Below are 24957 nucleotides of genomic sequence, written 5' to 3'. Positions count from 1 at the left end.
TGCTTATAAGAAAAAAATAATATTACCTTCAATAGAAGGCCACACTGTCATAACGGGAGGGTTCACATGGCAGAGACTGAGACTACACAAAATAACCCGAACCATATAGAGACGGATTATGAAGTCGGACAGGACAATGTAAACCTTTTTGGTCTCGATATTCATAATCCGGTTTTCATGGTATCTGGCTTATCCATCATTGCCTTTGTTTTGATCGCGTTGATGTTTCAGGCAGAAGCAACCGAATTTTTTGGTTGGTTGCGCCCCTTTTTAACCTCAACATTTGACTGGTTTTTCCTGAGCGCTGCCAACATCTTTGTTATTTTCTGTCTGATACTCATGGTGACCCCCCTCGGCGGCATCCGTCTGGGCGGAAAAGAAGCCTCTGCCGAATATAGTTATCTTGGTTGGTTCGCCATGCTGTTTGCTGCTGGAATGGGGATCGGCCTGATGTTTTTTGGTGTGTCAGAACCAATGTCCCATTATGGCTCTGCAATTGGCGGGACTACTGTTGAAAACGGCGTCAGAACAGACTGGGCCCCGTTGGGTGCTGCGGCAGCGGATCATGCCGAAGCCTTAAAGCTGGGTATGGCGGCCACTATCTTCCATTGGGCGCTTCACCCTTGGGCCATCTATGCTGTTGTTGCTCTTTCCCTGGCCTTCTTTACTTTTAATCGGGGCTTGCCCCTTACCTTGCGGTCAGCTTTCCACCCTCTTTTGGGAGAACGTGTCTGGGGTTGGCCCGGACATGTAATTGACACTTTGGCCGTTTTTGCCACCCTCTTTGGCCTGGCAACCTCTCTTGGTTTTGGAACGGAACAGGCTCTTGCCGGCTTCAACTTCCTGTTCGGTTGGGGAACCGGCAATATGGCCAAGGTTATCCTGATTACGTTCATTACCACCCTTGCGCTGATATCAGTGCTGCGCGGGCTTGATGGAGGCGTGAAGATTTTATCGGAAATCAATATTGGAATTGCTGCACTCCTGTTGCTTTTCATTATTGTCGTAGGACCGACCGCAACCATTTTCTCCACCATTTGGGATGGTAGTATTGCTTATCTCACCGAGTTGGTTCCTCTGTCCATGCCGTTTGGACGCGAAGATTCAAACTTCACACAAGGTTGGACATCCTTTTATTGGGCGTGGTGGATCTCCTGGTCACCTTTTGTTGGCATGTTCATTGCCCGAGTTTCAAAAGGCCGGACCGTTCGCGAGTTTGTCTTTTGCGTCATAATCATTCCAACATTGGTAACTATGGTCTGGATGGGAGCGTTCGGCGGAACCGCCATTGCGCAGGTATTTGCGGATGCCACAGCTCCGGTTAAGGATGCGGCCCTTGAACTTAAACTCTTTGAAATGCTGAAACCCTTGCCGCTTACAGCCATTTCATCCTTCGTTGGTATTATTCTGGTGCTCGTTTTCTTTGTCACTTCTTCTGATTCAGGATCCCTTGTAATCGACACGATCACAGCGGGTGGTAAAACAGATGCCCCTGTCTCGCAGCGGGTCTTCTGGTGCTCATTTGAAGGGCTGGTTGCTGCAACCCTGCTGCTGGTCGGCGGAACAGAGGCCCTCACGGCGTTGCAAGCAATGTCCGTGTCGACCGGGTTTCCCTTTACCATCGTTTTACTCCTCATGTGCATCAGCCTGTTTATCGGACTGAAAAACGCACTGAAAGATTAACTGGCACTTGTGAGGCCGGTATTCCGGCCTCACATCCATTAGCCCTATTGCCAATCTACCCCCTTTTATATATCCCGACCGAAAAACGCAGGATTGATTGCTATCCATCAATCGCGTAGTCTGCCCCGCAATAATGATCCCTAATTGGGAGGATAAAAGGTATGACGTTACAAAAACCAACAAAATTCACGCGCCGGCTTGCGCTCAGTGCAATGGCAGGTCTTGTTGCCCTGACAGGCTTTTCCAGCGCGGCACTGGCAGATGACAAAATCACAATTGGGGCGCTCCGCTTCACTTCGCATTCTCCTTCCTTTATCGCGTTTGAAAAAGGTTATTTCAAAGAAGAAGGACTGGATGTAGAGCTAAAATTCTTTCAGGCCGCCCAGCCAGTTGCCGTTGCAATTGCGACAGGCGCCGTTGATTTTGGTGTCACTGCCCTGACCGGTGGCTTTTTCAGTCTTGCTGACAAAGGCGCCGTTAAAGTAATCGGCGGCCTGATGTCAGAGAAAAAAGGAACACCCGGCAACACTATTCTTGTTTCAAACAAGGCATTTGACGCTGGCGTTAAAAGCCCTGCTGATCTGAAGGGTAAAAGCTGGGCGATGACCCAACAAGGCTCATCCTTTCATTACATGGCGGGTATCATCGCAGAGAATAACGGTTTCTCAGCCTCTGACATGACATTGCGGCCCTTGCAGAATGTAGGCGCCATGATCGGTGCCTTGAAGTCTGGTCAGGTTGATGGCATGGCGATTGTTCCGCATATCGCTTCTGGCCTTGCAAAAGGTGGCGCTGCCAAGATAATCGGTAAAATTCAGGACATCAGCGATTATCAGGTTACAACCATCTTTACGTCGACTAAAAACACGACAGACAACAAAGATATCGTGAAACGTTTCTTGAAAGCTTATTCACGCGGTATCGCTGATTATCAGGCTGTTATGCTAAATCAAGACAAGGACCCTGCAGCCACGGAAGCAATGGTCGATCTGATCCACAAATATGTGTATGCCAGTCGTCCCCGTGAAAAAGCAGCTCCTTCCATTAAGGCAGGCGCTGTTTACCTGAACGAAGGCGCTGCGCTCAACGTGAAAAACGTGGCGGCTCAACTTGCCTGGTTCCAGAAAAACAAACTGGCCCCTGCGAGCCTGACATTAGACAAAATGGTCGATACAAGTTTTGTCAAAACAATCGATTAAGTAGATGTACCGGGCGGGTCATATTGATCCGCCCCTTATTTTCCGAGGCCTCCGATGGATTTGCATCTGAAACAGATTTCCCACACCTATGATGAAACAGAAGTTCTAAAAGACATTGATTTTCGAATTCCGTCAGGAGAAATCGTCTGCCTGATCGGTCCAAGTGGATGCGGCAAGTCAACGCTTCTTCGCTTTATCGGAGGCCTCGAACGTCCTAAGTCCGGCACGGTCATTCAAATTGGTGACCCTCCTGCTGAAAGCCTTAACCCCCTCACTTATATTTTTCAGGATTTTGCGCTTCTTCCGTGGCGCAGTGTCAGGGGAAACATCTCATTGGTGCTGGAAGATCACGGCATCAAAGGACATAAGGCCAATGAAATTATCACGGACGTCCTTGCGCGAACAAAACTTTCAGATTTTTCCGAGGCGCTTCCCAAGCAACTTTCCGGTGGCATGAAGCAACGGGTCGCCATCGCCCGCGCACTGGCCGTTAAGCCTGCCTGCCTGCTTATGGATGAACCTTTATCAGCACTTGATAGTCAAACCCGCGAGCTGTTGATGGATGATCTTGTCGAGTTATGGCTGAAAGAAAAATATACAGCCTGTTACGTCACCCATAACCTGAACGAAGCCGTTCGGCTGGGGCATAAGGTGATTGTCCTTTCAAGGCGCCCCGGCTGTATCCGCGAAATTGTCGAAATTGATGTTCCATTGGAAGAACGCCTGGATAACCCGATCAAATTAAAAGAAAAACAAGACTATCTTTGGTCCCTGATGAGGGATGAAGCCAAGGCAGCGGACGAGGAGCTTGCGCATGTCTGAAGGTAAACCGGTTCCTTACCGTGGGGGCGGCTTTTCGCCGAAACCAATGCGCGCCGTTGCCCCTGTGGTGTTTGTTTTTCTCATCGGCTTTTGGGAGATGGGCAGTCGTTCCGGCTGGATCAGCCCCCTCGTTCTGCCCGCCCCCTCCGAAGCTTTTAACGCCTTTATGGAGCTTTTTCACTCAGGCTTGCTGGCGCAGCACATGTCCGCGTCGTTGCAGCGTTTGATTGTCGGATGGATTTCAGGCTCGTTACTCGGTCTGGCCTTCGGATTAGCTGCCGGATTATTTAGTCTTGCGCGCGGCGGTATCGTACCGCTTGTCGCAGCCATTTTCCCGATCCCGAAAATTGCTCTATTGCCGCTTTTTATCATCTGGTTTGGTATCGGGGAGGAATCCAAGATTGCAACCATTCTGTTCGGGACTTTTTTTCCGACAGTTATTGCCGTTTATGGCGGGGTTGACAATGTGGACCGCGGACTGATCAGAATGGGCCAATCCTTTAACCTGAGCTGGTGGTCGATTGTTTGGAAAATCATCTTGCCTGGTGCAATGCCCGCCATTTTATCGGGCTTCCGTATTTCCGCATCGATCGGCATTATCCTGCTGGTTGCTGCTGAAATGATCGGTGCTGAATATGGGATTGGTGCCTATATTCTTCTGGCAGGAAATCTGATGGCGCTGGACCAGCTTGTTGCAGGCGTGACCATTCTTTCCGTTCTTGGTCTGTCTGTTAGCTGGCTGATCGGGCGCGCGGAGCGGTTTTTGCTTCGCTGGCGTATTTGAAAATTCGCTTGCGCTCTCAGTGCTTCTAAACTAGTGAAAATGCCAGATAAAGACTGTAAATTCAGAAGAACGGCTTGAATGACTATGCGCGTACTCTATGTCGGCAATTTTAATGAAAAAGCAAATGGTGGCCTGTTTTACGATTCCAATCGGAAACTGGCGAACGGCTTTATTCGGAACGGCCATCAGGTATATCAATTTAGTGATCGCGACATTGCCCGGTCTTCAAGCTGGTTCGAGTCTCGGAAATTCGGAATATTGCCGGCAAATAAGCGGCTTTTTGAAACGGCCCAGAATTTTTGGCCCGACTTGATCATCATTGGTCATTCGCAACAGATCTTTACCAAAACCTTGAAAAAGATCAAAAAAGCCCTGCCCCATGTTAAAATCATCGTCCGTAATGTGGATGCAATCTGGCATCAGGATAACGTGGACCGGATCATGTCCCGCGTTGATGTTGTTGATGCCGTCTTCATTACGACAGCAGGCGAAAAACTTCGCCAGTTTGCCCGCAAAAACAACGTAGTCAGTTTTTTCCCAAACGTCATGGACAAAACGGTAGATAGTGGCCAAAGCTTTAATAATCCGGATCCTGAATACCGTTTATTCTACGGCATGGGGAATGCCCGTGAAGGAACGGAACGCCATCAGGTAGCCAGTCGTCTCCTCAATCATTTTCCGGAAGGGTCGACAAAGATCCTCGGGATCAATGGGGTTCCGCCCGTGAACGGGATCACCTATCAGAACCTCATCGCCAATGCCCGAATGGGCCTGAACCTCAGTCAGGGCGAAGGGCTGGATGATCCTTATTACAGTTCAGACAGAATGGCCCATTATATGGGCAACGGGTTGATGACCCTGATCCATCGCAGAACACAGTTCGACAAAATTTTCAAAGATGAAGAAATGGCGTTCTATGAAGATTTCGACGATTTGATCAAAAAAATTGAATATTTCAACCTTCACGACGACGAAGCCCGGGAAATTGCCCAAAAGGGTTGGCAGAGGAGCCATGAGATATTCGACGCGCAGCGTGTGGCCAAATATCTGGTTGAAGTAACCTTCCGCGAACCATTAAGCGAAGAATACGACTGGCCAACGGAATTATTCACTGTCTGATCCATCAAGCCCCGAAACAGTATTTTCTGTATCCTTCATCACTGGTGGTTTTTAAACAAACGCCTATATGGAGGGGAATATACACAATTTTGTCGGGAATGCATGTTATGGGGAAAATCACCCTCGTCGCCTTTGGTTTGTTCTTCAGTTTCGTCTTCGCTCTCAACGCAAAGGCCATGGATTATGGGATTATTTATCAGGATGCTGCGATCAGCAATGCTGTGATTTCACCCGTAAAAGGCGATCCAGATGGCAAAGCAATCCTTCGGTTTAATCTGAAAAATACGGCGGTTGATCAACTGATTATCATGGGGGTAACCGGCAGCCTTCATGACGGCTCGAAAATCATGGCCCGCATGGCTCCTCAAAAATTTGTAGAACTGGACTCGCTTTCATTGCTCAGTGAAGAAGCACTTAACATGAAAGAGGCGCATATCTATATCGAGCTGGAAAATATGAAACTACCCACAGGAAAGAGTAATCTTGTCGACCTTTCCCTTATTTTAACCACCGGAGAAATGCCGTTCAAAGCTCGTCTGGTCAACATTACGAATTAATACCTTCAAATCCTGTTTGACAGACGAACAGCCCGGCAATTATGGTGTTCCGGCATTTCTTGTATGCACCCTATCCGCGGAAAAGGCTTTGCCTGACAAGAATATTCTGGAAATAAAAACCAATCATACGGTTTCTGTACGTTCGGCGGATACGGCATAAAGGGAAATTCGTATGCAATCACTTAACGATGCGTCAATCGTCAGCCTATCGGCGTCTGAAAAACTCTCCAGCCTCGATCTGCGCACCGAGTTTAAATTAAAAGCAGAACAGCTTCTTCAAGACTATTACGATGGTGCTGAAACAGCTCTTGAAGACTTCCGTCTCTTTCATCCTGCCAGTGACAAACCTGATTTTACTCCACAGCTTTTAGATGCCCGGCAAGTTATCATGTTGCAAAGTATGCGGGACCAGAAATTATCCCTGGAATGGTTGAAGAAGCAAGCCAAGAAACTTCTCAAATCTGTAAAATCAAAGGATCCTGTAGCGACTTTACGATTTGAGAACACCCATCCAAAAGTCATTCAAAAACAACGCCCCCTGGATCAATTGACCCTTGCCGATGCGCACCATGTTCTTGCTTTGGAAAATGGATTTCCCAGCTGGCCAAGATTAAAATCACATCTTTCCCAAATGAAGGCCGCAGCCCGAAAAATAGAAAGCGGGGCGCCACTGGATACATCCAGAACCCTGCATATTCGATGCGGGAATGACATTAAACCAGCCCTTACAGAAGCAAATTTGGTCGGCCCGTTTCTTGAAGTCATAAACCCCTTCACGATTGGACCGGTTCTCCCAGATCGACTGGCACCCGCATCCCTTTCCCAAAGAAGCCGCTTTATCAAAACGTTTCTCGGGCCTTATCTGGATGAGAAACGCCTTGACAACACGACGCGCTCCTTGATCGACGAGGAGCAAACCCTTAGAAATCTTGGCGATCAGTATGACGAGGTTGTCCTGTGGTTCGAGCATGATGCCTATGACCAGCTGTGTCTGGCTTATATCCTTCATCATATGGCACAAAAGTGTCCGAACCTTCCGTTTCGACTTAGTCTGGTACAGGTCGATCGATTTCCCGGGATCAAACGGTTTGTCGGCATCGGTCAAATTGGCCAGCCGGAAGGTTTCGCCCTTCTTTTTTCACAACGAATGCCCGTAACACCGCCGATGATTTCATTCGGGGCCACTGTTTGGGAGGCCGTTACTAACCCCGCGCCAGACGCCCTTTGGGCGCTGATTAAAGAGGAGAACGCCCCTCTTCCCCTGTTGCAAAATGCGTGTCAAAGATTTTTAGCTGAACTGCCTTCGTCAAAAAACGGGCTGGGGCTAACAGAAAATTTGGCTTTGGAAATTATCGCTGAAGAAGAAGCAATTCTTGCCCGCCGTGTTTTTCTGATCCTGATTGCGGATCGGGACCCTCAACCTTATCACGGTGATATCATGTTTTTTGCGGTTCTTGACGCATTATGTACCGCGAAAGAACCGGCTCTGAAGCATGTTGGCAAAATCAGCAACGCCAGCGGTCCGGGCTTGGACATTCTGTCCTTGACAGATTTTGGCAAACAACTTCTGTCTGGCGAGGCAAACTGGTTGAACGCAAACCCCACAGACAAATGGGTTGGCGGTGTTCATATCAGCAGTCAACATGAACAAAACTGGCGATATCAAGACAGAGAAATCGGGCCAGTTCTGGTCTAGGGGTTGCAAAAAAAGAACGGCCGGTCCAAAACTACCAAACACTAAAAAAAGGAAACGACCGGCCGTGCTAACACTTATAAAAAACGCCAACCTGTATACGCCCAAGCCGCTTGGGACACGTGATATTCTGATCGCCAACTCGAAAATTGCCGCGATCGAGGCTGATCTTACACTTAACGGTCTTCCGAACCTGAAAGTGATTGATGCGAAAAACAGGATTGTCACACCGGGTCTTGTCGACGGTCATGTACATTTGATTGGCGGTGGCGGCGAAGGAGGATTTGCCTCTCGCACCCCAGAAGCCAACCTGAGTGATCTTGTAAAGGGAGGCGTAACCACCGTTGTCGGCCTGCTTGGTACAGATTGCCTAACCCGACATGTTGGAAGCCTGTTTGCCAAAACCAAAGCATTGAATGTTGAAGGTATTACCGCGTTTATGCTGACAGGTGGATATCCGGTTCCAAGCCCGGTTGCCACTGTTGGCATTCGCGAGGATATTGTGTTCATGGACCCGGTGATCGGCTTGAAAATTGCCATTAATGACCACCGTTCTTCCCATCCTTCCGTCCACGAACTGGCACGCGTATCCAGTGAAGCAAGAACAGCTGGTCTGACTGCAGATAAAGCGGGGTGTATCGTTGTTCACATGGGTGGGGGCAAAAAGAATTTCGACTTATTGAACGCTGTCCTTGAGGAAACCGATATTCCTATTCGGCAATTCATCCCAACCCATGTTAATCGCCACACCGCCTTGTATGAACAGGCTTTGGAATGGACAAAAAAAGGCGGGTTCATTGATTTAACTGCTGGTATCAACCCGGAACGCGGAGCCCGCGGCAGCAAAAAAGTAAGCGAAGCGATCGCTGAGTGTTACCGGGACGAATATGATATGAGCCGGATTTGTATTAGCTCAGATGCGAACGGATCGGTACCCGTCTTTGATGAGAATGGTGTATTGAGCGGGATTGGTGTCGCCGGATTTGACCCTTTGATGCAAGAATTCAGAGACATGGTCCAACGGGAGAAACTTTCTTTGGAAGACGCGCTTGTGCCTTTAACCTCTTCACCCGCGCAGTCCCTTGGCCTTAGCAAGAAGAAAGGATCTTTGGACGTCGGAAAAGACGCTGATCTTCTATTCCTCGATCAGGAGCTGATGCTTTCGACGGTTATCGCACAAGGCGAGACCCTGATGGATGACGGCGAAGTGAAAGCGTGGGGAACATTTGAAAAGCATTAGTCAACCGCACGGCCCTGCATCCATTGAATGACCCGTTCAACGGCCCATCTGCCCAGCCTGATCCTGGGTTGAACAATCCAGTAGTAGTCTCCTATTTCAACAGAAGCAGAGGAAAGCGGGGCGATCAAATGCCCTGCCTTTATACTCTCTGCCGCCATTCTTTTAGGGGCCAAAGCAAGTCCCAGCCCCTGTTCAGCGGCCCTTAAAACAAGATCAGATGACGTGTATCGCGGCCCTTTGTTTGGGTCGCGCAAGGAGACACCATGCTGCTCTGACCATAGAGGCCATGATATATTGGGGTCCCGATCATGTAATAACCTTATATTCTGAATTTCATCCAACGAGGTTGGAGTCCCCCATTTTCTCCAAAGATCTGGTGACACAACCGGAACAAATTCCTCGTCCATTAAAGCCATACAATCGACCTCGCGCCATGGTCCACGGCCCATTCGAACTGAAAAATCAGCACCAGCTTCAGAGGGTGTTTTCTGGCGCTGATCAATCAACACGGACACTTCAATATCAGGCTGTTTTTCTTCAAATTCGCCAAGCCGCGGCAAAAGCCACCGTATCGCAAAACTCGGCGTGGTTTCAATGACCACTGTGCGTTGGTCGGCGCGCTCCCTGATCGACTGAACAGAAGCCTGCAATCCGGAAAAATGGGCACTCGCCTCTTTCGCCAGCTTCTCCCCCTCAGGTGTAAAGATCAGCTTCCGGCGACCTTCGGCCTTTTCCAGAAGAGGCACCCCCATCCACGCTTCCAATTCGCGAATATGTCGGCTGACAGAGGAATGTGTGACACCCAGAACGCGCGCGGCCGCTCGCACACCGCCCGCTTCAAAAACAACGGAATAAGCATGCAGGTTATTAAGAGGTATCGATTTCATGGTCTAATAATTAAACCAAAAAACACATCTTTGAAACCACTAATAGTCCTATAGTTTTGATATCCTGTTTCCTTCATACAGTCAAAAATGGAGATTACAATGGGTTATATTGATAATGGGAAATGGCAAGGCCAGGCCGAAAAAAATTTTAAAAATGGTCACTTTATTCGAACAGATAGCCAATTCAGTCTTCCGCTTTCAAACGCGACCATCAATAGTCTGGCCCGTCACGAAGGCCGTTATATTTTGATTATATCGCAAAGCTGCCCCTGGTCTCACCGGGTCAGCCTGGTACGCGCCTTGAAAGGCCTGCAAAGGCGGTTACCCCTACTGGTCGCCGCGGGTCCAAGGCTTGAAGGATATGCATTACCGGATCAGGATGGAAAAGAAAAAATAGAGGGCAATATAAATCACATCCACGAACTTTATTCCAAAACGGATCCCACCTATTCCGGCAGGGCTACAGTACCTCTTCTTTATGATCTTGTTGATCAAAAAATTATTTGTAACGAGTCAAAGGTGCTTATGCGCGGGCTCGATAAGGTCGCGTCTGAAAAAAACTTTACTCTTTATCCTCCCGCACTGTCTGCCCGCATCAATAGCCTGAACGCCCGGATCTATAATGGACTTTCTAACGCGGTTTACCGGGCGGGTCTTGCACGTAGCCAGGCCGCCTACCGCGAAGCCGTTGATCACGTATTCAGCACGTTGGATTATTTAGAAGACCTGCTTGGCACCAATCCGTTTCTGTGTGGCAACCTACTTACAGAGAGCGATCTACAGTTGTTTGCCACTCTCGTACGATTTGATGCAGTCTACGCAACCCACTTTCGCTGCACCCGTCGGCGGCTGGCGGACTATCCGTTTCTATTTCCCTATGCCCGCAGAATTTTCAATCTGCCCGGCGTGTCAGACACAGTGAATTTTAACGCGATCCTGGAAGGGTATTACGTGAACGATGGCGATCATAACCCCCATAAAATCATTGCAGATTTACCGCTCGTAAACTGGACGGCTAACAGCAGGAAATCCACCAGTGATTTACCCTCGGTTTCCGCCCGGGATGGCCGAACGATCCCCTTGCCCACCTAATCAGATATTGTTGGACGTGATCGCAATCCCGGTGACAATAACCAGAAAACAAATTGCCCATAGCAGGATGGGGCCTGCGGGCCCTTTTAATTCAAGACCAACAACTTTCACGGAAACCGGGCCTTTGGTATTATTTTGAAAGATCACAACAATGCCGAAGGCCAATGCCGCTGCCATAGGCAATCCCGAGATCATTTCAAAATTTTTCAAGACATGAGCTTTCCATATCTCGGCACCAAAAACCAAATTTGCCAGCAAGCCGTATAAAACACTGCCCACCCCGGCAAAGAAAAGACCAAGAACAGCAATGGCAAGGCGTCCTTTTTGAACGCCACCATTGTCCTGTTCATCCTCATTTTTTTCCTCAGACATCATGGCCCCTCAGTAAAATAAACCGAAATTCGTTGCGCTTACCCCACCTTCCAGACAACTTGATGCTGGATGGTAAACCGACCCAGCTGATTTTTAATCCGGCTTTCAAGAACGCTGTTCTCCGGGTCGTTAAGTTCCACCTGAGCCACCATGCCAAGCGATGGATGATTGTCAACATGCACGTTATAGCCCTCGCAAAGTCCAGCCACGCTCGAAAGTTCTTGCATAAAGACCCTTCTGGTCGCGTCTGCGCGCAAAGCCGGTTTAAATATTTTCCCCACGCCTGTCAGTGGCATTTCGCCCAAAACATGAATTTCCGCTGGATTGGCGGCCCGTTCCGCGATCCGTTCTCGGGCGAAATCTTTTAATTCATCCTCTGTAACTGTGGCACCCGGTTTAAATTGAACATAGGCAATGGGCATTTCACCGGCATAAGAATCCGGTTTGCCCACCGCCGCCGCCAGCTCCACAGCCGGATGTTCGTGTAACGCTTCTTCAATCAATGAAGGGTCAATATTATGGCCGCTGCGAATAATCAGATCCTTGGCGCGTCCTGTTAACCAAATATAACCATCCTCATCTATGCGGCCTAGATCACCGGAATTTATCCAACCATCTCCCAGAAAAGCAGATCGATTGTGCACCTGTTGCACATATCCCGGCATGACGCATGTTCCGCGCATAACGATGACACCAATTTCATTCACGTCGGCTTCTCGACTTATCTCTCCGTTGTCATCCAGGATAACCGCCTTGACATTAACATAAGGCCCCCGAATACCCACGGAGCCAAAACGCACCTCGCCATCCCGCGGTTGCAAGGTGGTAAAGGATGTCACCTCCGTCATGCCATACCCTTCAAGCATGGGAACGCCTGTCTGTTCTGTAATCGCCTTCAAAACCTCGACAGGGGCGGCAGCACCGCCTGTCATCCCCGCTCGCAAAGAACTGATATCAGCGTCACCAACAGGAATATTCAAAAGCGCCGATAGCATGGTTGGCACAGCTCCCAGAATGGATACGCGATACTTGTCGACGATCCGCCAATAATTCCCGATGACCAGCGGATCACGAAAGCCCATTGGGCTTGGTATAACCAGCGAAACCCCCGCCATTAAGGGAACCAGTCCACTGACAATCGATCCGCTGATATGAAAAAGTGGCAGACCCGCGACCATAACATCCCGCTCGGAGACCCCCATCAAAAACCCGGTCGACGCCATTTGAATGAGTTGCATACGGTTGGTATGAGGGGCTAGCTTTGGAACCCCTGTTGTCCCTCCTGTATGATAATAACCAACAATATCATCCAGCTGCCTGGCTTCTTGACGATGGACATGATCCGCGGGCTGACGGGACAGCGCCTCATCAAAATCAAAAATTTTCAAACCGTCACATTCGGGGCCGCTGCCCAAAACGAAAACCGCTTTCAAACTTGGCAGATTACCGATCACATAAGACGCTTTTTGCCAGACCTCCTCATTTAGGGTCGATCCCGGAACCACCAGAATTGTTGCATTTGCCGCCTCGGCGATCCCCAGAATATGTTCAGGCTCCAGCAGAGGGTTTATGGCGTTCACAATACCTGCAGCTTCGGCACCAATCAGCGTATAGAAGGCCTGAAAAGAAAGTGGCAATAGATGACAAACGGTCTCTCCGGTTTCCAGTCCCGCCTCTATAAACATATTTGCCGCCTGGTTCGCGCCCTTCAGCAATTGATCAAAAGAAATCGATACCCCTTGCGCTAATGGATCACCGGGCGGCAAAGCTGTTAGCGCTGTTTTGGATCCGAAACGCTCCGCCGTTTGACAAAAAGCCTCGTAAATACTGTTCTTGGACAACCAAACATCTTCGGCCTGCCGTTCAAAGGCAACAACATCTTTCAGCCCTTCGAACGGGGCGGTTATTGGAGTGGGCATGTAGCGTTTCCTCTCATTTTTTTATTGGAAAAAGCCTAGCCAATTCGCCCAGAGGCTGAAAGAAAATAATGAATAGCGCCCCAGTTATTTCCTGATTTTCACGTTTGGGAATACGTGTAAAGCTGCATGACCCTACGTCAGACTTGATCAGCCTGCTGCGCTGTGACCCGGGTCACAGCAATACAACTTGCTTTCCGAGACATGGTTTCTTTACTGGCATAACCCCCGCCTGCCCCTTAACTGAAGGGGTCTAAAGACTTAAAACCTCAAGAAAAAAGGAAAACGTATGATTTCAAAAACTGTTAGTAGAATTTCCAGTGCGTGTGTTGGTTTGCTTGCTTTGGCTGCGGTTGCCAGTCCGGCTTATTCTGCTGAATATGCCATTGACCCCACCCACTCATTTGTCGAGTTTAAAACACAGCATCTGGGTTTCAGCTGGCTGGCTGGACGTTTCAACACAATCAGCGGCGTGTTGAACTATGATCCTGCTAAATCGGCGAACGACCAAAAAATCGTGATTGAAATTGATACGGCAAGTGTTGATACCAATTATGCAGAACGCGACAAGCATTTGCGCAGCGCAGATTTTCTGGATACCGAGAGATTTCCGACAGCCAAATTTGTCAGCACAGGATTTGATGGGGACGCAAACGGCGGCACCCTGACCGGTGACCTGACACTGCATGGCGTAACAAAGTCCATTTCTTTCGATATCAAGAAAATCGGTGAAGGCGATGACCCATGGGGCGGATACCGGGCTGGCTTTGAAGGCAGCTACGATCTTGTCCGAAAGGATTTTGATATGGGTTATAATCTTGGCCCTGCGGCTGAAGTTGTAAAGCTGGACCTCTATATCGAAGCAATTCGTCAGTAGCTGTCAGATCAGCTTAATGATGGAAGCATCATCAAAAGGCTATACGCCAGTGAGTAAAATTCTTCACTGGCTTATAGCCGCCTCAATACTCGGCCTTATTGGGCTCGGGTGGTGGATGGTCGGACTTAGTTACTATGATAAATGGTACCATCAAGGACTTGAACTGCATCGGTCAATCGGCAGCCTCGCACTCGCTTTGGCCAGCTTTTTCCTAATCTGGAAAATATTTGCTCCCAAGCCACCGCTGCAAAGAGAACTTTTATGGTATGAAATCATGGCGGCAAAAGTGGTGCATGGCCTATTACTTGTGGCCATGTTTTTGGCCCCAGCGAGCGGATATATCATCTCCACGTCAGCAGGCGCGTCATTTACCTTCTTTGGGTTATTTGATATCCCGGCGATATTTAAGGTTGCAAATTCTTCTCGGGATTTGGCTATTTCAGTGCATTATTTCGTAACATATGGCATCGGGATCATCGCACTTTTTCACGCCGGAGCGGCGCTGAAACACCAATTATTAGACGGACATAACACCTTAAAACGGATGCTGTGATCCTCCTGGTGCTGATCGGAAAGATGCAGTCTTTTCGATCAGCATGTTTTATGAAATTAAATTCAGTTTTCTCTATTTTGTTAACCGAATAGAGAAAAATATTGTTTATTCACCTAATCAAACTTGTTAACGTCCCCTTGGGGCGATAATACGGAGTAGATGTTTGAATGGTTTGGTGCCCTTCAGTTTCACAAGTAGCAAAAGCGTTTTCAGATTGGCAGTTGAACAGCTCTTCATCTGTTGAAGACGGCTTGGATTGCCTGCGTATCGGGCTCGCTCTCCCGCACCTGTCCTTTCATTTATATTCGACTGAAACAGAACAGATCCAAGCCCAATATCCTGTGACAGACGGTGAAAACACAGTTGCAGGACGGATTGATAAAACCTGCCCCCCCCTCGGTTGGCATGCAAACGAGGAAGCGGCAAACAAAATCAGTTATACTGCTAAACTGAGCCCTATTTATGTAACATCTTTTTCCATCAGATTACCTGACGGCAATGATCTAAGCACTCTAACCGAAGGCATAAAAACAATTTTTGAGATGGCGGCCCCCGCTCTCATTCAAAAACACCTGGCGGAAAACAGTGTTACCCCAGACCCCATTATTCTTCAGGAAGCCCTTGATGCCATTGACGACGGGTTCATCGTTTACGATTCTAATGAACAAATAGTCGCCTATAATTCGAAACAGAAAGACCTGTTTCCGTCTGTCGGGAAACATATCGAATTGGGTGCCACCTATACGGCATTACTCAATCTTCAAAAAAAGGCGGGACATCTGGATGCCGCCAGGACCGAAGGCGAAAAATGGATTAAAAAGCGGCAGCAACAGCTTAAAATGCATCGCCATCAGGAAGAGCAGAAGTTTATTGATGGCCGGACCATCCGCCTGACTCACTATCTCACAGACACAAACAAAACGGTTGCCGTTCGTTCTGATATCACTGAGCTGGTGGAAGAACGCGAAAAAGCAGTTCAGAATGAATTGTTGTTTCGCTCGCTCATAGAAAACGCCCCTATTCCCCTTCTCATTTCTGCTGACAATCAGTGCATTTACGCAAATTCCCATGCACACGAGATGTTTAAGGCCCAACAAACCTCGTTAATCGGGATGGATGTCTTCGACTTTTATGTCCAAAAAGAAGATCGGGAGAGCTTGTTTGAGTTATTGAATAATGGGATGACCAAGGTTACCCGGAAAATTAACCTCAAAACATTGAACGGTGACATCCTAACCGTAAACTGTTCCAGCGCGTATGTGAATTATCAGGGTAGGAATGCCATTATCTCATCACTGCTGGACATCACGGAAACCGATAAAACCCGACAGGCGCTGAAGCAAAGCGAAAAACAAAACCGCGACCTGCTTGAACTCGTCCCTGATGCCTTGATCGTTCAGGTCAATGGTATCACCCAATACGTCAATGATAGTGCTGTTCAGATTTTTGGCGCGTCTTCCAAGTCAGAAATGATCGGTTCAGACAGTCTGATCATATTGGATGATGAAGAGCGGGAAAAAGTAATCAATTTACGAAACAGCGCCCTTAAAGGGGAAAAACAGCCGTTTATTGAAACACGCCATAAACGGACAAATGGTGAAGTCTTCCAAACAGAGATGCATTCAAAGGCTGTGATCTGGAATGGCAAGCTGGGAACGATGAACATTATCAAGGACGTGTCCAAACGCCGGCAATACGAAACCAGCCTTATTCAAAAAGAAAAAGAAATGGCCCTGGCTCAGGAAACCGGTCATTTCGGACATTGGCGGGTCAAAATGTCCGACTTTTCTGTTTTCTGGTCAGATGAACTGTTCAGAATTCACGGTCTGGATCCTGATAAAGATATTTTGACCATCGAGCGGGCCATCAGTCTCGTCCTTGAAGAAGATCGGGATGCGATGAGATCCGCTATTTTAAAAACGGCCAAAACGGAACAGGTTCATGAATTCCAAACAAGGATTCACCTTGAAGATGGCAGCATTCGAGTGATGGCAGGATCAATGAGACCGGAATATGATGAAAAAGGAAATGTGGTCTCCGTCTTTGGAGTGTCTCAGGATATAACGGAAACACTTGCGTTGGAAAGCAGACTAAGGCAATCCCAGAAAATGGAAGCCGTTGGTCAGCTCACCGGTGGTGTGGCCCATGACTTTAACAATTTGCTCGCGGTTATTCAGGGGAACGCTGAATTACTGCTGGAAAGCAGCGAAAGTCTTACTGAACAATTGGTAGCGCAGCTAACGGCGATCCTGCGCGCCTCAGAACGCGGTGCGAAATTGACAAAAAGCATGTTGGCCTTTTCTCGCAAACAGGAACTCAGGCCGTCCATCACCTGCCTGAGCCAACAGGTTGATAGCATGGTTGAAATGTTTGCCAGAACCATTGGCGAAGCCATTTCCATCCATACCTCTACCTCGCCTGATCTGGGTTATTGCATTGCTGATCCGGGTGAGCTGGAAAACGCAGTCCTGAACCTGGTCCTAAATGCCCGAGATGCAATGCCTGCCGGTGGGAAGCTCACCATTGAAACCGGCAATAAATTTCTCGAAGAAGCGACCGCGGCAAACGGAGAGCATATCAAGCCCGGCGATTATGTTTACTTAACGATTACTGATACAGGCTCTGGTATTACAAAGAAAAATATCCAGCATGTGTTTGAGCCTTTTTATACGACCAAGGATGTCGGCAAAGGTACAGGTCTGGGTTTATCCATGGTATATGGTTTTGTAAAACAATCCGACGGCCACATTACAGTGGAATCCGAAGTTGGAAATGGAACGACTGTGACGATCTTTCTTCCGCAAACCGATCGCCCTCAAAAAGACGGTGATGCAAACGAAAAATCGCGCGACAAAACATTTGCCTAACGCTGGGCCCACTTGCTTCCAAAGGCACGCATCAACGCACGAAGCCCGGCTAATCGCGACCAGCAAAGGCCATAGCCGTTAATCTATTCGTTTATACATATAGGTTGTTGCATCCAGTATTTGAGAACCAATTTCAGGGCGCTTGCAATAGTCTGGAATAACACCCGCGGTTCGAAATCCCAATTGATGATAAAGAGGTTCCGCCACATCTCCCGTGCGGGTGTCCAAGGTCAATAAAAGTTTTCCAGCCTGCAACGCCCCTTCTTCCACTTGATGCATAAGGCGCCGACCAATTCCCATTCGCCGGCAATCGGGATCCACTAATAGTTTTCCCACCTCCGCCCGGTGTGTTTGGTTGGGCAACATTGACACCTGTAACATCACGGTACCAACAACTTGCTCCTTCAGCATGGCAACCCACAACAAAATCTGTGATCTCTCTACCGCAGGAACAACAGTACTCATCCAGTAGTGCCGGGCTTCCTGATATTCGAAAGGCTGAATAAAACCAACACTCGCGCCGTTATCCACACATCTTTTCAACAGGTTTCCAAGGGCATCAGGGAGATTTTTAATATGCTCCGGGTCCACTTTCTGTATGACGATATCTGTCATTTCTCTCTCCTATAACAAGCCCATCACATACCGGGCGGCCCTTTTCCCCAGAACCTGAAAACGACTAGGGCCATATAATTGATAGCGCAAACAATCACCGGCTTTGACGTGATACAGATGATCGCCCAGGGTGATCTGCATCTCTCCTTCCAGCAAATATAAATGATGTTCAAGGCCCGGTCGGGGCGGCGCGTCATAGGCAATATCAGCGGCAGGCGCCAAAAGAACATCAATCATTTCAACCCCCAGACTATTGGATGGTGGCGAGACAGATCTGCGGGTAAACCCCTGCTTTGCATCCTGCCATATCAATTGCGCCCCTCGCGTCACCAACGGGACGAACCCGTCTTCTACCATGGCAATTAATCTTGTAAGTGTCAGTCCATAGACGCTGCATAACTTCCCAAGATGTTCTGTTGTCGGGCTGACTTCCCCTTTTTCCAGCCGGGATAGTGTTGCGCGGCTGATCCCAGCCTGACCGGCAAGACGATCAAGCGAAAGCCCCCGTTCCTGCCGCAAATTCTTTAAGCGGTCTGCCAATTTTTCCGTCAAGGTATCAGTCATTCAGCCTCTTATTTTCTCTATTATGAGAAATATTCTCTTATATGAGATATCGGCAAAAATCGGTCTTGTCCAGACTTTTCCAGCCCTCAAGGAGCGGGGAGCGGCGCCCGCCTTAAAGATTTATCGATGGGTTCTTCGGCCCGGCGTCCCCCTTCCCTTTACCTGCAAGGCGCATGAGACGTCTGAACTTTGGGCATTCAAGATGGCTGGGCGCCCGGCATTCGGCTATGTGATTAAGACCATTTCTTAACGTTGTCAGTTGCCGAATGGTTTGATCCAAGGCATCTGCTTTGTCCCTCAGCTTATTCCGGTTGATATGAACACTGCCGTCTGTTCCCAGCATGGTACTGATTTCTTCAAGCGAAAAATGAGCCTTGCGGGCAAGTGTGATCAACGCCAGTCTTTCAACAACCTGAACATCAAAAAGACGCCGCAATCCCCGCCGGCCGATCGACTGTATCAGGCCTTTTTCCTCGTAGTATCGTAATGTCGAAACAGGCAGTTTTGCAAATTTCGAGACCTCTCCAATATCCAGAATTTCTGTGCTCATTTTTCTCTTGACCTAAAGTGAACTTGAGGTTGTATCTTACCTAAAATATGCAATATCTCAAGAGGAATGGAGACAATATGGAAACAGAATTTTGGCACGGTTTATGGGAAACAAACAATTTGGGGTTTCATCAGGAGCAAGGAAATCCCATTCTTGCGAAAAGGTTCAGCTTGCTGGAGGTTGCGCCGGGCAACCGAATTTTTGTCCCTCTATGTGGCAAGACCGGTGATATCGCCTGGCTTCTTGGTCAGGGGTATAAAGTTGTGGGCATCGAGCTGAGCGAACTTGCAATCAAACAGTTGTTCTCTGGCCTGTCGCTGGAACCAACGATCACCAAAACAGGACCTTTGACCCTGTATTCTGCCCCGGATATTGATATTTTCGTCGGGGACATTTTCGAACTGAACGCGGACAATCTGGGTACAGTTCACGGAATTTATGATCGAGCCGCCTTGGTCGCCTTGCCACCAGACATGCGGACGCGCTATGCCCGCCACCTGATCAATATAACAGATCGGGCCCCACAATTCCTGATTTGCTATGAATATGATCAATCCCTGATGTCGGGACCGCCCTTTTCAATCGACAGCGTCCATATTCGCGATCTTTACGCAAACGACTACAGCGTTGCCCCGGTTGATCGGATACATGTTGAGGGGGGCTTAAAAGGTCTGAACGATGCACTTGAAACGGTCACGCTCCTCCGCGGGAAGCCCTGAAAACACAAAAAAGCGGGCATAAAAGCCCGCTTTCTATTCGTATCTGCCGAAGCAAAAACAACCAATTCCTTAGAACGGAATGTCGTCATCAAAATCACCACCTGATGGTCCGCCACCGAAACCACCGCCATTTCCGCCCCCGGAAGAGCCGCCACCAAAGCCGCCGCCCTGATTGCCGCCTCCGCCAAAGCTTCCACCGCCTTGGCCGCCAGCCGCCTGGCCGCCGCCCTGACCGCCTGCAGCATCCAGCATTGTGAGCGTGGCATTAAAGCCCTGCAAAACAATTTCAGTTGAGTATTTGGTCATTCCATCCTGTTCATACTGACGGGTCTGCAATTGACCTTCCAGATAGACTTTTGAGCCTTTTTTCAGATAGTTTTCTGCAATTTTACACAGACCTTCACTGAAAATGACCACCCGATGCCATTCTGTTTTTTCGCGGCGCTCTCCGCTTTCGCGGTCGCGCCAGCTCTCAGATGTCGCAATCCGAAGGTTACAAACGGGTTTTCCGTTCTGCATATAGCGAACTTCAGGATCCGCTCCCAGATTGCCTACAAGAATTACTTTATTGACGCTGCCTGCCATAATCTTCGTGCTTTCGATTCTATATCTAACCTAAGAAAAATTGAACGGCACTTTATCCGCTTCAGTAATTCCTGACCAGTAGAAATCACACCCGATCGCAGTCTGTTTGTCGATTGAATTCCTGAGGTTCTGTTTTCAGCGCTTCTCTCACCTCATTGAATGCGGGTCTCGTCTCCTCCAAAACGGTCAGTGGGTCCCAACCATCGCCTGCCTTCGCGTCAAGAATACGCCCCCGATAGGTAATCGCATTGCACAGTAAATTAATTTGTTCATCGATCAGATAATCGTGCAAACCTTTGGACGCCTCTTGCCAGTTAATTGTGTTCCCTGATCGTAATTTTTCCAGTTGAACAATCGCCGCCACTGATCCTGTATGCGCGCCGAGCAATATTTTTCCCTCTTCAACCGTTAATTTTTCGCCTTGGTTTAATAGAGCCGCCTTGCGCAGAAGCGCGCGCGTTTTTCGGGCAAGCTCATTATTAAGGGCAACCATTTTTACGATATGAAAATAACCACATGTGGTGGGCAATCCTTCCAAGCCTTTTAGCCCTGCGCACACATCCACACCGCGATTGGCGACAGAGACCACATTGTGATCTGCAACTTTCCCAGAAGACAGATAACTTCGAACTGACACATTGAGGAAAGACGCTTCATTGCGAAGAGCGCTATTTCTCTCCTGCGCATCCGAAGCACTTTTGGCATCTGATGCTGCTTCATCTGCACTTTCCAATGCTTTCAACGCCAATTGTTCAAGTTCAAGGCCATAGGCTTCGGTCACCAGCTCCTGTTCGTGATACGGCACCCCATCTTTCGAATAATGTTGGTTTTTTGCCTGTTGTTCGGCCAGTGTCACATAGTCTTTATTTAGGTCCAGCAACGTTGTGGCCTGACACCCTTGAAGCATCAGGAAGACCGTCACAAAGACCAATTTTTTTAGTATTTTTGCCATCTCAGCACCCTTATCCAGCAGACAGAATATCTTCAATTTTCTCGGCACTTAATGTCGGAATGACACCATCCCGCAAAACCCCAGGCAGTAAATGCATATACAAGCGTTTCCACTCTTTCCCGCCGATCTCAAATTGCCGCGCCGCCGCGACTTGCGTAAGAGTTTGTGCCAATTCTTTCATTTTGGTTTTATGGGTAACCGCCGCATGAATATTCCCACCGACAGACCGAAGAGTTGTTGTAATGGCATCCCTTAACGTGGTGCCAATAAGGACAGGCCCCACTTTTCCGGTTTGTTTCTGGAGGTCTTCGGCAGCAACATCCAGCAGTTGTGTAATCAATTCAGTGGCCAGCAATCCTTCAGGATTTTTGTCATTAATGCCGAACAATCGTCCGGGATTTAAGGCGGCTTCCTCGGCCGCGACAGCGATAATCTGCCCCCAATCCTCACGGGTCAGCAGTAATTTTTTATCGGCCGTCATGGCCTTTGCAACCCCGGAAATAACACGCTGAATGTCTTTGTTATCCGTTCCCAGCATATGAGGGGTCGTTGCCACCTGCGCCACAACCACCCGCGCCAGTTCAATTAACTGATCTTTGTTAAAGACCGTCGAAACAAAGCTTCCGTCTGGTTTAAGCAAAGCATCCGAGAACCCGTCCAGAATAAGGTTCAACCCCTTAGAGGCAACAACATCCCAAGGGCGGGCGCTTTTAAAGATTTGGGGTCCTGCTTTCTTTAACCCCTCCAGCATCGACGCTGCTATCGCAACCCCAAGCCCTTCACTAAAAGGAGCCTTTTTATGGGCAAGCGTTGCCGAAATTTCCGCGAATAAATGAACAGAGATGGTCTCTGATATTTCCTGTTTTTGCGGATCGGTCAGATCTTCATTGCCAAGAAGTCCCCCTAGAATTAAAGCCGGGTTCTCTGCTGCGATACCGGCCGCCGCGCGCGCCAATTCAATGACCCCGGTTTTCGAAAATCGGGTTTCCAGATCCTGTTTCGCCGCCGCTTTCAACAACCCAGTGACCATCACCCCGGCCGCTTTTTCCCGATCAAAACTACCACCAAGAAAAGCTGATGGGTCGTTTGAGATCGTATCAAGGGCCGCCGATAATGCTGGTCCGAAAAAAGCATCCGTCACCTGATGCCATTTGATTTGTTCTGCAATACTTCCATCCCCGGAAGGCATTGCGGCAATGATCGGTGGTAAACTGTTTTTAAGAAGCTGCTGGACAGATTTTTCTTCAACAACCAGATCCGGATTACTCGTGACCGCTTGCAAACAGGCCCGCAACGCCAGCCCCGACAACCGTTCAGCGAAACGATCTTTCGGCCCAAGGGAGGCCCGCGTATCAATATCGGGAATAGCCTCTGAAACCGCTAGACTGATCGCACCGATGAGCTTTTCGCCTTTTCCGCCAACCCCCAGAATAGACGGATCCGCGCTCACAAATTCAAGGGCAACATCGGCGAGCGAGACAAAAACCCGCGCAACAGGCGACACAGGTCCCTGACCGACCGCCCACTGGGAAACCATGGCACCTGCTGCCAGTTTTGATTTGTCAGCGTCCTCGACGAAATCGTTGGACGGGTCGACGCCTTCCACTCGGCTTTCTGCCTTTTGCTCTGCCTCAAACTGAACAGCCGCCAGATAAACCGTCTCCAAAGCACCAGGGACCTCTGTTTCTCGGTTGTCAGCCCACCGTTTTTTTAATTCTTCGTCATTTTCCAACATCGCCGTGAAGGCCGGGTATTGTTCGCAAATATCCCGAATTGCAATGATGGGGTCGTGAGGAATACTGGTCCCCGATGGTAATAAGATGGGTTTTTCCTGCGCATACTGACTAAATGCATCTTTTGAGACATCCCCAATTCGGATAATCGCCCTGACAGCGGAAATGGCAAAAATCGGATCCATTTTCTTTCCTTTCTAAAGCGGTGTTCCGTCCGCGCCTAAAATGGCACGGTTGCGGGCTTTATGAGCGATTTTGTGGTTACGCGCAGCTGTCAAAAATGCGTCGCTGACCGTCTCTGGCCTCATTTTTTCTTCTGCTGTTTTTGGTGGCTGTTTGCTTTCCTCCACCTCTTTGCGGGCGCCAAAACCAACGGCTTTAAGTAAGGTTGTCAGTTGAGAGATTTTGGTAAAAACACGATACCAAAAGGGTCCGCCCAACCCAATTAAAACGCCACTGAGAACACACATGAAGAACCATCGGACATAGCCTGAAGGTTCAACTGGCGCATCCTTTACCCATGGGTATTCTTCAAAGCCAATGGGCAGCCCTTGCTTCTTGAGGCTATCCACATTGTTTTTCAGCGCTTCCTGCGCCTCAACAATATCCTTCGCGGTAACGGCCTCTGCTTTGCCTGCCTTTATATCGACAAGAAGGTCTTCCAGTTTCTGCGATGCTTTACGGTTTTCCTCGATGGCTTCTTCGGATTGATCGATCAGCGCGGTTCGCAATTCAGGATTTTCGACCAAGGCCGTCATCAATTTTCCAGCGTCAATACTCACCGCAAGGGCAAGCACAATTCCGACAAGAATGGATAATGAACGAGCCCGATTTTGCAGGAACTCGGTCGCAGTTCGTCCCAGCCGGTCGAAACTTCTCGAAAAATCATCGATCAGCGCCTCCAGCTGCTCCTCACCTTCTTCAAGGATCGCCAATCCAATATCAGTACGGGCAAGACGTTCGGCAAAGGCAAGAGGCGTCAGAACTTCAATCTCTTTACCGAACACTTTTCGGCGAAAAGGAGACATGGAAAACAAAAAGAAAGACTTCAGACTGCTATAAAACTGAATAATTTTTTCGAAGAAACCAAGGGAACTCAGGTCTGTGGCAGGGGGAACAAATTTTTCGGGGGCTTCAGCCATCGGGTTTTCAGTCATGGCCCGTATAAACTTTTCTCTGTCGCGGGCATTGGCGGCGGACAAATGTCGTCCCAGACGGGGCATCAGATACTGGTCAAACAAGTGCCCTACCATGCGCTTCAGGTGTTTATGGCGCGTTCCCATTATCCGGTGAATAAATTCAATGATCCCCGTCACGACTGTCGAAAAGATTATCATGACCACGGCAAAGGCCAATGCGGCCTCCAACATAACCATCCCCAGCCTCCCTATATTATGTTTTACTACTTTATTACAAATCCTGAGGAAGTAAAACTGTGAGAAAACTAACAGAGCGGGCGCAAAAAGTTGTTCTTGATCACAGGACGGGTAAACAGGAACAAAATAACAACATTATTCAAGATTGCTGCTGGCATTTTAGCCGCATTCCCTATAAATTCTTGTGCTCCAAGAAAACCAG

General features: G+C 48.7%; 23 protein-coding genes. 13 read left to right on the top strand and 10 right to left on the bottom strand.

From position 1 onward, the window contains the following. Positions 1–66 precede the first annotated feature (66 nt). The 8 genes from OIR97_RS08235 to iadA all read left to right on the top strand — a co-directional run bounded on the left by OIR97_RS08235 (position 67) and on the right by iadA (position 9097). A complete protein-coding gene (locus OIR97_RS08235; protein WP_169545161.1) occupies positions 67–1683 on the top strand; it encodes a BCCT family transporter in 1617 nt (538 codons plus the stop codon). A gap of 161 nt (positions 1684–1844) precedes the next feature. Further along, positions 1845–2882: an ABC transporter substrate-binding protein gene (locus OIR97_RS08230; protein WP_169545159.1), complete on the top strand. Its 1038-nt coding sequence runs from the start codon at positions 1845–1847 to the stop codon at positions 2880–2882. A 54-nt stretch (positions 2883–2936) separates the two neighbouring features. Beyond that, on the top strand, positions 2937–3704 hold the full coding sequence (locus OIR97_RS08225; RefSeq protein WP_169545157.1) for an ABC transporter ATP-binding protein: 768 nt from the start codon (positions 2937–2939) through the stop codon (positions 3702–3704). Beyond that, positions 3697–4488 (top strand): ABC transporter permease, encoded by a 792-nt coding sequence (locus OIR97_RS08220; protein WP_169545155.1) that lies wholly within the window; start codon positions 3697–3699, stop codon positions 4486–4488. The genes OIR97_RS08225 and OIR97_RS08220 overlap by 8 nt, the downstream gene beginning before the upstream one ends. 78 nt (positions 4489–4566) lie before the next feature. After that, complete coding sequence (locus tag OIR97_RS08215; protein WP_169545153.1) at positions 4567–5607, top strand: glycosyltransferase; 1041 nt, start codon at positions 4567–4569, stop codon at positions 5605–5607. 107 nt (positions 5608–5714) lie between these two features. After that, on the top strand, positions 5715–6164 hold the full coding sequence (locus OIR97_RS08210) for a hypothetical protein (protein WP_169545151.1): 450 nt from the start codon (positions 5715–5717) through the stop codon (positions 6162–6164). Between the two features lie 172 nt (positions 6165–6336). Then, entirely contained in the window at positions 6337–7860 is a 1524-nt protein-coding gene (locus tag OIR97_RS08205) for a DUF1835 domain-containing protein (protein ID WP_169545149.1), read from the top strand. Between the two features lie 64 nt (positions 7861–7924). Next, positions 7925–9097: a beta-aspartyl-peptidase gene (gene iadA / locus OIR97_RS08200; protein ID WP_169545147.1), complete on the top strand. Its 1173-nt coding sequence runs from the start codon at positions 7925–7927 to the stop codon at positions 9095–9097. On the opposite strand, the gene OIR97_RS08195 is transcribed toward iadA, so the two are convergent. Continuing rightward, entirely contained in the window at positions 9094–9984 is an 891-nt protein-coding gene (locus OIR97_RS08195; protein WP_169545145.1) for a LysR substrate-binding domain-containing protein, read from the bottom strand. The two genes, iadA and OIR97_RS08195, sit on opposite strands and share 4 nt — an antisense overlap. Positions 9985–10083: 99 nt before the next feature. Here OIR97_RS08195 and OIR97_RS08190 point away from each other — a divergent pair, with 99 nt between their 5' ends. After that, positions 10084–11076: a glutathione S-transferase C-terminal domain-containing protein gene (locus tag OIR97_RS08190; protein WP_169545143.1), complete on the top strand. Its 993-nt coding sequence runs from the start codon at positions 10084–10086 to the stop codon at positions 11074–11076. On the opposite strand, the gene OIR97_RS08185 is transcribed toward OIR97_RS08190, so the two are convergent. After that, the gene (locus tag OIR97_RS08185; RefSeq protein ID WP_169545141.1) at positions 11077–11451 is read right to left on the bottom strand and encodes a hypothetical protein; all 375 of its coding nucleotides are present in this window, start codon (positions 11449–11451) and stop codon (positions 11077–11079) included. It lies immediately after the preceding gene. Positions 11452–11486: 35 nt separating this feature from the next. After that, on the bottom strand, positions 11487–13367 hold the full coding sequence (locus OIR97_RS08180) for an acyl-CoA synthetase (protein ID WP_169545139.1): 1881 nt from the start codon (positions 13365–13367) through the stop codon (positions 11487–11489). 286 nt (positions 13368–13653) lie between these two features. Between OIR97_RS08180 and OIR97_RS08175 the strand changes: the two genes are divergently transcribed. The 3 genes from OIR97_RS08175 to OIR97_RS08165 all read left to right on the top strand — a co-directional run bounded on the left by OIR97_RS08175 (position 13654) and on the right by OIR97_RS08165 (position 17661). Next, positions 13654–14241, top strand: coding sequence for a YceI family protein (locus OIR97_RS08175; RefSeq protein WP_169545137.1), 588 nt, complete (start codon positions 13654–13656; stop codon positions 14239–14241). Positions 14242–14257: 16 nt separating this feature from the next. Further along, positions 14258–14794, top strand: coding sequence for a cytochrome b (locus OIR97_RS08170; protein WP_169545136.1), 537 nt, complete (start codon positions 14258–14260; stop codon positions 14792–14794). A 167-nt stretch (positions 14795–14961) separates the two neighbouring features. Further along, positions 14962–17661, top strand: coding sequence for a PAS domain S-box protein (locus tag OIR97_RS08165; RefSeq protein ID WP_169545134.1), 2700 nt, complete (start codon positions 14962–14964; stop codon positions 17659–17661). A gap of 78 nt (positions 17662–17739) precedes the next feature. Here OIR97_RS08165 and OIR97_RS08160 read toward each other — a convergent pair whose 3' ends face one another. The 3 genes from OIR97_RS08160 to OIR97_RS08150 form a co-directional block, all read right to left on the bottom strand. Further along, positions 17740–18276, bottom strand: a complete 537-nt coding sequence (locus tag OIR97_RS08160; protein WP_169545131.1) for a GNAT family N-acetyltransferase — start codon at positions 18274–18276, stop codon at positions 17740–17742. Positions 18277–18285: 9 nt separating this feature from the next. Then, positions 18286–18840: a helix-turn-helix domain-containing protein gene (locus OIR97_RS08155; protein ID WP_169545129.1), complete on the bottom strand. Its 555-nt coding sequence runs from the start codon at positions 18838–18840 to the stop codon at positions 18286–18288. A gap of 112 nt (positions 18841–18952) precedes the next feature. Further along, positions 18953–19390 carry a helix-turn-helix domain-containing protein gene (locus OIR97_RS08150; protein ID WP_169545126.1) on the bottom strand — a complete coding sequence of 146 codons (438 nt, stop codon included), beginning with the start codon at positions 19388–19390 and terminating at the stop codon, positions 18953–18955. A 77-nt stretch (positions 19391–19467) separates the two neighbouring features. Here OIR97_RS08150 and tmpT point away from each other — a divergent pair, with 77 nt between their 5' ends. Next, positions 19468–20109, top strand: a complete 642-nt coding sequence (gene tmpT / locus OIR97_RS08145; RefSeq protein ID WP_169545124.1) for a thiopurine S-methyltransferase — start codon at positions 19468–19470, stop codon at positions 20107–20109. A 69-nt stretch (positions 20110–20178) separates the two neighbouring features. On the opposite strand, the gene ssb is transcribed toward tmpT, so the two are convergent. From ssb to OIR97_RS08125, 4 genes are all read right to left on the bottom strand, one after another. Continuing rightward, positions 20179–20694 (bottom strand): single-stranded DNA-binding protein, encoded by a 516-nt coding sequence (gene ssb, locus OIR97_RS08140; RefSeq protein WP_169545122.1) that lies wholly within the window; start codon positions 20692–20694, stop codon positions 20179–20181. Between the two features lie 85 nt (positions 20695–20779). Beyond that, a complete protein-coding gene (locus tag OIR97_RS08135) occupies positions 20780–21646 on the bottom strand; it encodes a hypothetical protein (protein ID WP_169545120.1) in 867 nt (288 codons plus the stop codon). Positions 21647–21656: 10 nt separating this feature from the next. After that, complete coding sequence (locus OIR97_RS08130) at positions 21657–23564, bottom strand: hypothetical protein (RefSeq protein WP_169545119.1); 1908 nt, start codon at positions 23562–23564, stop codon at positions 21657–21659. Between the two features lie 12 nt (positions 23565–23576). Further along, complete coding sequence (locus OIR97_RS08125; protein WP_169545117.1) at positions 23577–24755, bottom strand: coiled-coil domain-containing protein; 1179 nt, start codon at positions 24753–24755, stop codon at positions 23577–23579. Positions 24756–24957 lie beyond the last annotated feature (202 nt).

Source organism: Sneathiella aquimaris (assembly GCF_026409565.1).
GTDB classification, from domain to species: Bacteria; Pseudomonadota; Alphaproteobacteria; order Sneathiellales; family Sneathiellaceae; genus Sneathiella; species Sneathiella aquimaris.
This window is presented reverse-complemented; position numbering and strand designations above follow the sequence as displayed.